Origin of the sequence: Lysobacter sp. yr284, assembly GCF_900107375.1 — a bacterium.
Lineage (GTDB): Bacteria > Pseudomonadota > Gammaproteobacteria > Xanthomonadales > Xanthomonadaceae > Lysobacter.
This window is the reverse complement of record NZ_FNPT01000023.1, coordinates 64344-71528: the sequence shown is the minus strand read 5'-3', so window position 1 is coordinate 71528 and position 7185 is coordinate 64344. Positions and strand designations below refer to the sequence as shown.

6 protein-coding genes are annotated in these 7185 nt (G+C 71.5%); 4 read left to right on the top strand and 2 right to left on the bottom strand.

Annotated features, from left to right (window positions below):
- Window positions 1-523 precede the first annotated feature (523 nt).
- Entirely contained in the window at window positions 524-2002 is a 1479-nt protein-coding gene (locus tag BLV01_RS22060; protein ID WP_254782731.1) for a vWA domain-containing protein, read from the bottom strand.
- A 447-nt stretch (window positions 2003-2449) separates the two neighbouring features.
- Here BLV01_RS22060 and BLV01_RS26460 point away from each other — a divergent pair, with 447 nt between their 5' ends.
- A complete protein-coding gene (locus tag BLV01_RS26460; protein WP_091805209.1) occupies window positions 2450-2980 on the top strand; it encodes a tetratricopeptide repeat protein in 531 nt (176 codons plus the stop codon).
- Window positions 2981-3036: 56 nt separating this feature from the next.
- On the opposite strand, the gene BLV01_RS22050 is transcribed toward BLV01_RS26460, so the two are convergent.
- Window positions 3037-3291 (bottom strand): DUF3297 family protein, encoded by a 255-nt coding sequence (locus BLV01_RS22050; protein ID WP_091805227.1) that lies wholly within the window; start codon window positions 3289-3291, stop codon window positions 3037-3039.
- 153 nt (window positions 3292-3444) lie between these two features.
- Between BLV01_RS22050 and BLV01_RS22045 the strand changes: the two genes are divergently transcribed.
- The 3 genes from BLV01_RS22045 (at window position 3445) to BLV01_RS22035 (ending at window position 6714) form a co-directional block, all read left to right on the top strand.
- Window positions 3445-4134, top strand: coding sequence for an SIMPL domain-containing protein (locus BLV01_RS22045; RefSeq protein ID WP_175486197.1), 690 nt, complete (start codon window positions 3445-3447; stop codon window positions 4132-4134).
- A gap of 178 nt (window positions 4135-4312) precedes the next feature.
- The gene (locus BLV01_RS22040; RefSeq protein WP_091805205.1) at window positions 4313-5485 is read left to right on the top strand and encodes a lactonase family protein; all 1173 of its coding nucleotides are present in this window, start codon (window positions 4313-4315) and stop codon (window positions 5483-5485) included.
- A gap of 200 nt (window positions 5486-5685) precedes the next feature.
- A complete protein-coding gene (locus BLV01_RS22035) occupies window positions 5686-6714 on the top strand; it encodes an aldo/keto reductase (RefSeq protein WP_091805202.1) in 1029 nt (342 codons plus the stop codon).
- Window positions 6715-7185: the final 471 nt, after the last annotated feature.

Genomic DNA, 7185 nt, shown 5'->3' with positions numbered 1-7185 from the left:
CAAGCCGCGACCGCGCCAGCGCAGATGCGGTGAAAGTTTCGTCGTAGTTGCGTTGTCGCGGTCGCGGCTCGCGCCGCTCCTACAGTCGGATACGCAACTGCACTGCCGTCGTTGACGAGTGACGACAAGCGACAATCAAGAGCTTTCGTCCGCAAGCGGCCGAGTTACTTTCTTTTGGCAGCGCGCCAAAAGAAAGTAACCAAAGAAAAACGCTTGTCTAAGGTCACGAGCCACTAAGTCCAGCACCCGGCGCGGGGCTGCGCCATAAGGGACATCCTGTCCCATGGCGCACGCGCGCATCCATGCGCGCGCCCTCCGGGGCTGCGGAACGCAGGCCTGCGGTGGGGTTGCGTCCGGGCGAAGAGCAACGGCATGGCAACAGCAACAGCATCAGACACTGTCGATCGCACCCGGCGCGCAAGACCTAAAGCCGCCTCCCGAAGGAGGCGGCGCATTGGACTGTGTCTTCGTTCGCGGCGAACGTATTCGCCCAACCGGCGGCGTCCGCCGCCGCGAAGCGGACCTACTCGCCGCCTGCGACGGCGACGCCGGCCGGCGCCTTGGCCTGCAGGCTGCGCGCGGTCTGCGCCAGCTGCAGGAACTCGCCGCGGTAGCCGTTGCGGTCGTCGCCGCGGGCGTTGCGCGCCAGGCCGATCACGCCGTCCCAGCCGAAGCCCGGGCCGAGCCGTTCGCCGCCGCGCAGCATCTCGCCGAAGCCGGCCACGGCCGCGGCGAAGCGCATGCGCTCGCCGGGCTGGGCGGCGATGTCGCGGCGCATCAGCGGGCTTTCGATCAGGCGGCTCTGGTCTTCGCCCGGACGCTTGTAGCGCAGCTTCAGCAGCGCCAGTTCGTCGGGCTTGACCGCGCCGGCGGGCTTGGGCGCCTCGTCCTTGGCGTAGCGCAGCGGATCGCTGGCTTCGCCGCCGGAGCCGACCAGGGCCAGTTCGTACAGCGCGGTGACGTCGTGGCCGGCGCCGATCTCGCCGGCGTCGACCTTGTCGTTGTTGAAGTCCTCGCGCTTGAGCAGGCGGTTCTCGTAGCCGATCAGGCGGTACTCGGCGACCGTGGCCGGGTTGAACTCGACCTGCACCTTGACGTCGCCGGCGATGGTCATCAGGGTCGAGCCCATTTCCTCGACCAGCACCTTCTGCGCTTCCAGCGCGCTGTCGATGTAGGCGTGGTTGCCGTTGCCGACGTCGGCCAGGCGCTCGGCCATGGCGTCGTTGTAGTTGCCGGTGCCGAAGCCGAGCGTGCTCAGGGCGATGCCGCTCTTGCGCTGGTCGGCGACCAGGGTCTCCAGCGCCTGCTGGTTGGCCACGCCGACGTTGAAATCGCCGTCGGTGGCCAGCAGCACGCGGTTGATGCCGCCGTCGATATAGGCCTGGCGCGCGGTCGCGTAGGCCAGTTGGATGCCTTCGCCGCCGTTGGTCGAGCCGCCGGCCTGCAGGCGTTCGAGCGCGTCCATGATCTCGCCGCCGTGGTCGCCCGGCGTCGGCGGCAGCACCAGCCCGGCCGAGCCGGCGTAGGCGACGATCGACACGCGGTCCTGCGCGCGCAGCTGCGGCAGCAGTTGGGCGAAGGCGCGCTTGAGCAGCGGCAGCTTGTCGGGCTCGTCCATCGAGCCGGAAGTGTCGGCCAGCAGCACCAGGTTGGCCGGCGGCAGCTGCTCGCGCTCCACGTCGTAGCCCTGGATGCCGATCTGCAGCAGCACGCGCTTGCTGTTCCACGGCGCCGGCGCCAGTTCGGTGGTGACCTGGAACGGCACGTCCTTCGATTCCGGGCGCGGGTAGCCGTAGTCGAAATAGTTCACCAGTTCCTCGATCCGCACCGCGTCCTTGGGCGGCAGTTCGCCGGCGGCGAGCATGCGCCGCACGTTGGCGTAGCTGCCGGTGTCCACATCGATGGAGAAGGTCGAGACCGGCTGTTCGGCGGTGCGGTGGATCGGGTTGGGCTCGATCTTCGCGTAGTTCTCGGTGTTGGCCTCCGGCGCCTGCGCGGCCATCGGCAGGTCGGGCGTGGAGACGTACTCCACGGCGGCGGCATCGGCCGATTCGGCGCGCTCGACCTTGCGGCTGCAGCCGGCCAGGACCAACGCGACGGCGAGGCCGGCGACGAACAGGCCGCGCGCGGGAAGGGGGGAATGGGTGCGAATGCGGAGCGGGGAACGCGACGACATGGTGATCCTCCAATGATCGGTTGTGCGTCGGTGAACTGCGTGCCGCGGGCCGTGCGGGCCGCGCCGCGGCCTTCATGGCCGGCGGCGCGACCGTCCTTGGACGGCGGCGATCGGACGCTACACCAACCCGTCTTCGCTTTTCGTTATGACGCAGTTCGCTTTTTTCGCGGACCGTACGCGCGGCACAATGAGCGCCCCGAACGGCGGGGCCGCGCGCCGGGGAACGTGCGGCCGCACCGCCGCGCCGCTCCTGCCCTGCACGCCGCCCGCCGCATGACCCAACCGCATTCCGACCTCACCGCGCTGCTCCAGCGCGCTCACGCCGCGATCGCCCAGGCGCGCGACGTCGAGGCCGTGCGCCTGTTGCAGCAGGTGCTCGAATGCGATCCCGACAACGTCCATGCGCAGTACCTGCTGGCGATCCAGCACGCCCAGCTCGGCCTGTACGACCGCGCCGAGCAGCGCCTGCGCGCGGTGCTGGCGCGGCTGCCGGGGTTCGTGGTCGCGCGCTTCCAGCTAGCGCAGCTGCTGCTGATGCGCGGGGTCGCCAGCGATGCGCGGCAGTGGCTGCGGCCGGTGCTGGACGCGCCGGCGCCGCTGGGCGATTACGCCCGCGCCCTGGACGCGGCCGCGGCGGGCGAGTCGGCGCGCGCCTGCGCCCTGATCGAAGCCGCGCAGCGCCTGCCGCAGCCGATCGCGGAACTGGCCGCCGACATGGAACGCCTGCTCGCGCGCTTGCGCGACGCCGATGCAACGAGAGGGGCCTCGGCCCCGACGTCTCCCAGCCAGGTCGCGGCGACCTGAAACCAAGGCGTCGGGGCCGAAGCCCCTCGCACAAGAACCGGCGCAGCGGCGAAGGTTTACCCGGCGTCGGGCGCTTCGGTGAGGTAGTAGGCCTCGACCGTGCCCTTGTGCTTCATCGTCATCGGGTTGCCGCGGCGGTCGAGCGACTTGCCGACCGGCAGGCGCACCCAGCCTTCGCTGATGCAGTACTCCTCGACGTTGCTGCGCTCCGCGCCGTTGAAGCGGATGCCGATGCCGCGCTCGAGCACGGAAGGGGCGTAGAACGGGCTGCGCGGGTCGTTGGAGAGGCGGTCGGGCGGGGTATCGGTCATGGCGGCGCTCATGCGTAAGGGACTGCGCGCCGGCGCGGACGCGGCCGGCGCGGCGCCTAGGATACGCGCGCGCGCCGGCACGGCCCAGCCTGGGCGCCGCCGGCCGCCGCGCGGCGGCCTAGAATGGCGGCGACCTCCGCGGGGGCAGGGCCCATGAACACGGCAGCGGCCTGGATCCTGGCGCTGGGGCTGGCGATGCCGGCCGCGGCGGCGGCGCAGGACATCGAGACCGGCGGGCGTCTGCGCGTCGCCGGCTTCGGCCGCGTGGCCTGGCAGCCGGATCAATACGAACTGGCGTTCGCCGCGGTCGGCGACGGCGTCGACGCCAACGCCGCGCGCGAACGCTTCGAACCGGCGCAGGCGACGTTGCGGCGGGCGCTCGACGCCGAGGCCGGCGCCTTGGCCGAACGCGCGCAGGATCCGCCGCGGCTGCAATCGCGCGGGACCCAGGCGGCGCCGCAATGGCGATTCTCCAGCCGCTTCGCCGTGCGCGTGCGCGGCGCGGCGGCCGTGGTCCGGCTGCAGCAGGCCCTGGCCGAAGCCGGCGTGGCCGAGTTCGAGCTGCGGCCGTTCTCCGAACGCCTGCCCGAGTACACCGAGCAGGCCCAGCGCCTGGCCCTGCGCGATGCGCAGCGCCGCGCCCGCGCGACCGCGCAGGAACTGGGCTGGCGCCTGCGCGGCGCGCGCACGGTGAAGTTCCTCGACGAACGCCCGTGGTGGTCGCCGCAGGCGCCGACCGCGCGCCAGTACGGCGCGCGCGCGTACGACTACGCGGCCGAAGCGCCGGCGCAGACCGGCGAGGTGACCGCGCAGGCGGAGGTGGAGTTCGAGTACTCGCGGTAAGCGGACAGGACAGCGTCGGGCCTGAAGGCCCTCCCACAAGAGCGGCTGTTGTGGGAGAGCCTTCAGGCCCGATGCTTTTGTACCCGATGGCGGTATACCGCCCGAACGCCAAACCCCGCCCTTGGTCGAACGCCGCGATTGAGGCAGCATCGACGCTCCGCGCCTACCGGAGCCGTCGATGCCCCTGCGTTCCGCCCTGCTAGCCTGGAGCCTGATCATGAGCGCCACCGTCGCCCACGCGCAGACCGCGCCGACCGAACTGCTGGTGGGCTGCTACACCGGCGCGCAGTGCAAAGGCATCGGCCGCTATCGTTTCGACCCGGCCAGCGGCCGCATCGATCCGCAGCCGCTGGAAACCATCGCGACCGACAACCCCTCGTGGCTGACGCTCTCGGCCGACGGCGCGCGCCTGTTCGCGGTCAACGAGAACGGCCCGGCCTCGCCCGATCCGGTCGGCCGCGCCAGCAGCTTCGCGCTCGGTCGCGGCCACGCGCGCAGCCGCCCGCTGTCGCGCGCCAACACCCTCGGCGACGACCCGGCGCACGCCGCGCTCGGCCGCGACGGGCGCTATCTGTTCGTGTCCAACTACTCCGGCGCGCAGAGCCCGGGCGGCAGTCTCGCGGTGCTGCCGGTCGACGCCGACGGCCGCCTCGGCGCGGCGGTGCAGGTGCTCGGCCATCGCGCCAGCCAGGCCGACCGCGAGCGCCAGCTCGGCCCGCACGTGCACGCCGCCGCGCAGTCGCCCGACGGCCGCTACGTGTTCGCCGCCGATCTGGGCGCCGACAAGGTCTATGCCTATCGCTACGACCCGGCGCGCAGCGCCGAGCGGCCGCTGCAGGCGGCGGCGACGCCGTGGCTGGAACTGCCGGCCGGCAGCGGGCCGCGCCACTTGCTGTTTGCCGCCGATGGCCGCCATGCCTACCTGACCCTGGAGATGAGCGGCGAAATCGTCGTACTCGATCACGACGACGGCCGGCTGCGCATCGCCCAGACCCTGGCGCTGGACCCGGGCCGGCGCGAAGGCAACGCCGCCGCCGCGCTGCACCTGTCGGCCGACGGGCGCTTTGTCTACGCCAGCAACCGCGGCGAGGACAACCACATCGCCGCGTACGCGGTCGATCCCGGCGACGGCCGCCTGCGCCCGCTGCAGCGCCGGGCCAGCGAAGGCCGCGGGCCGCGCGAGTTCGCGCTGGCGCCGGACGGGCGCTTCGTGGTGGTGGCCAACCAGCACAGCGGCAACTTGGTGGTGATCGCGCGCGATCCGGCCAGCGGCGAGCTGGGCGAAACGGTGCAGACGCTGCCGATGGTGTCGCCTTCGGACGTGAAGTTCGTGGCGGGACCTTCGCGGTAACCGCGGCAGGGTCTTCGGGGCCGACGCCGCTCTTGCGTGCGCCGGGATGCGGCGATCGGGTCGGAACGCGTCGGGCCTGAAGGCCCTCCCACGAAAGCCGGGCCTGCGCCGCGGCAACGCATCGTCCCGCCGGCGCGGTTGCGGCGCGCGCCGCCGATGGCGTGCAATGGCGGCCTTCTCCCTGATCTCAGGAGTGCGGCATGGAACACCGTTATCTCGGCCGCTCCGGCCTGCGCGTGCCGGTGCTCAGCTTCGGCACCGGCACCTTCGGCGGCCACGGCGACTTCTTCAAGGCCTGGGGCCAGACCGACGTGGCCGAGGCGCGCCGCCTGCTCGACGTCGCGTTCGAGGCCGGCGTCAACCTGTTCGACAGCGCCGACATCTATTCGCGCGGCGCCGCCGAATCCATCCTCGGCGAGGCGCTGAAGGGCCGTCCGCGCGAGAGCTATCTGATCTCGACCAAGGCCACCTTCCGCTTCGGCGACGGCGAGAACGAAGTCGGCTCCTCGCGCCAGCACCTGCTGCGCAGCGTCGACGCCTCGCTCAAGCGCCTGGGCACCGACTACATCGACCTGTTCCAACTGCACGGCTTCGACGCGCGCACGCCGGCCGAGGAAACGCTGTCCACCCTCGACGACCTGGTCCGCGCCGGCAAGCTGCGCTACCTGGGCGTGTCGAACTTCTCCGGCTGGCACCTGATGAAGTCGCTGGCGCTGGCCGAGCGGTACGGCTGGAGCCGCTACGTCGCCCATCAGGCCTATTACTCGCTGATCGGCCGCGACTACGAATGGGAGCTGATGCCGCTGGGCCTGGACCAGGGCGTCGGCGCGGTGGTGTGGAGCCCGCTGGGCTGGGGCCGCCTGACCGGCAAGATCCGCCGCGGCCAGCCGCTGCCGGAAACCAGCCGCCTGCACGTCACCGCCGACATGGGGCCGCCGGTGGAACAGGAGTACCTGTACCGCGTGGTCGACGCGCTCGACGAAATCGCAGCCGAAACCGGCAAGACCGTGCCGCAGATCGCGCTGAACTGGCTGTTGCAGCGGCCGACCGTGGCCACCGTGGTGATCGGCGCGCGCAACGAGGAACAACTGCGGCAGAACCTCGGCGCGGTCGGCTGGAACCTCACGCCCGAACAGGTCGCCAGGCTCGACGCGGCCAGCGCGCGCGACAAGGCCTATCCGTACTGGCACCAAGCCGGTTTCGCCGAGCGCAATCCGTCGCCGGTGTGAACCTCGCAGCGCTGCGAGATCCAACTGTAGGAGCTGCGCAAGCTGCGACCGCGGGGTGCCCGCTCGCGGCGTCAGTTTCGCCGTAGTTGCGTTGTCGCGGTCGCGGCTTGCGCCGCTCCTACAAGGGCAGTGCCCGGTTGCGACGCCACTGAGCGATCTGCGTTGCGACGCCACTGAGCGATCTGCCTGTAGGAGCTGCGCAAGCTGCGACCGCGGAGCGTCCACTCGCGCCGTAAGTTACGCCGTGGCTGCATTGTCGCGGTCGCGGCTCGCGCCGCTCCTACAGGGGCTGCGCCCAGTTGCGACGCTACTGCGCGATCTACCTGTAGGCGCTGCGCAAGCTGCGACCGCGGAGCGTCCGCTCGCGCCGTAAGTTACGCCGTAGCTGCATTGTCGCGGTCGCGGCTTGCGCCGCTCCTACAGGGGCTGCGCCCGTTTGCGGCGCCGCTGCGCGATCTGCCTGTAGGAGCT

Bases quoted from the DNA above. Each gene is read 5' to 3' on its own strand.
- BLV01_RS22040 (WP_091805205.1), top strand. From the start codon at position 4,313: ATGCCCCTGCGTTCCGCCCTGCTAGCCTGGAGCCTGATCATGAGCGCC.
- BLV01_RS22060 (WP_254782731.1), bottom strand. From the start codon at position 2,002: ATGGCCGCGCAGGCGCCGGAGGCCAACACCGAGAACTACGCGAAGATC.
- BLV01_RS22050 (WP_091805227.1), bottom strand. From the start codon at position 3,291: ATGACCGATACCCCGCCCGACCGCCTCTCCAACGACCCGCGCAGCCCG.
- BLV01_RS22045 (WP_175486197.1), top strand. From the start codon at position 3,445: ATGAACACGGCAGCGGCCTGGATCCTGGCGCTGGGGCTGGCGATGCCG.
- BLV01_RS22035 (WP_091805202.1), top strand. From the start codon at position 5,686: ATGGAACACCGTTATCTCGGCCGCTCCGGCCTGCGCGTGCCGGTGCTC.
- BLV01_RS26460 (WP_091805209.1), top strand. From the start codon at position 2,450: ATGACCCAACCGCATTCCGACCTCACCGCGCTGCTCCAGCGCGCTCAC.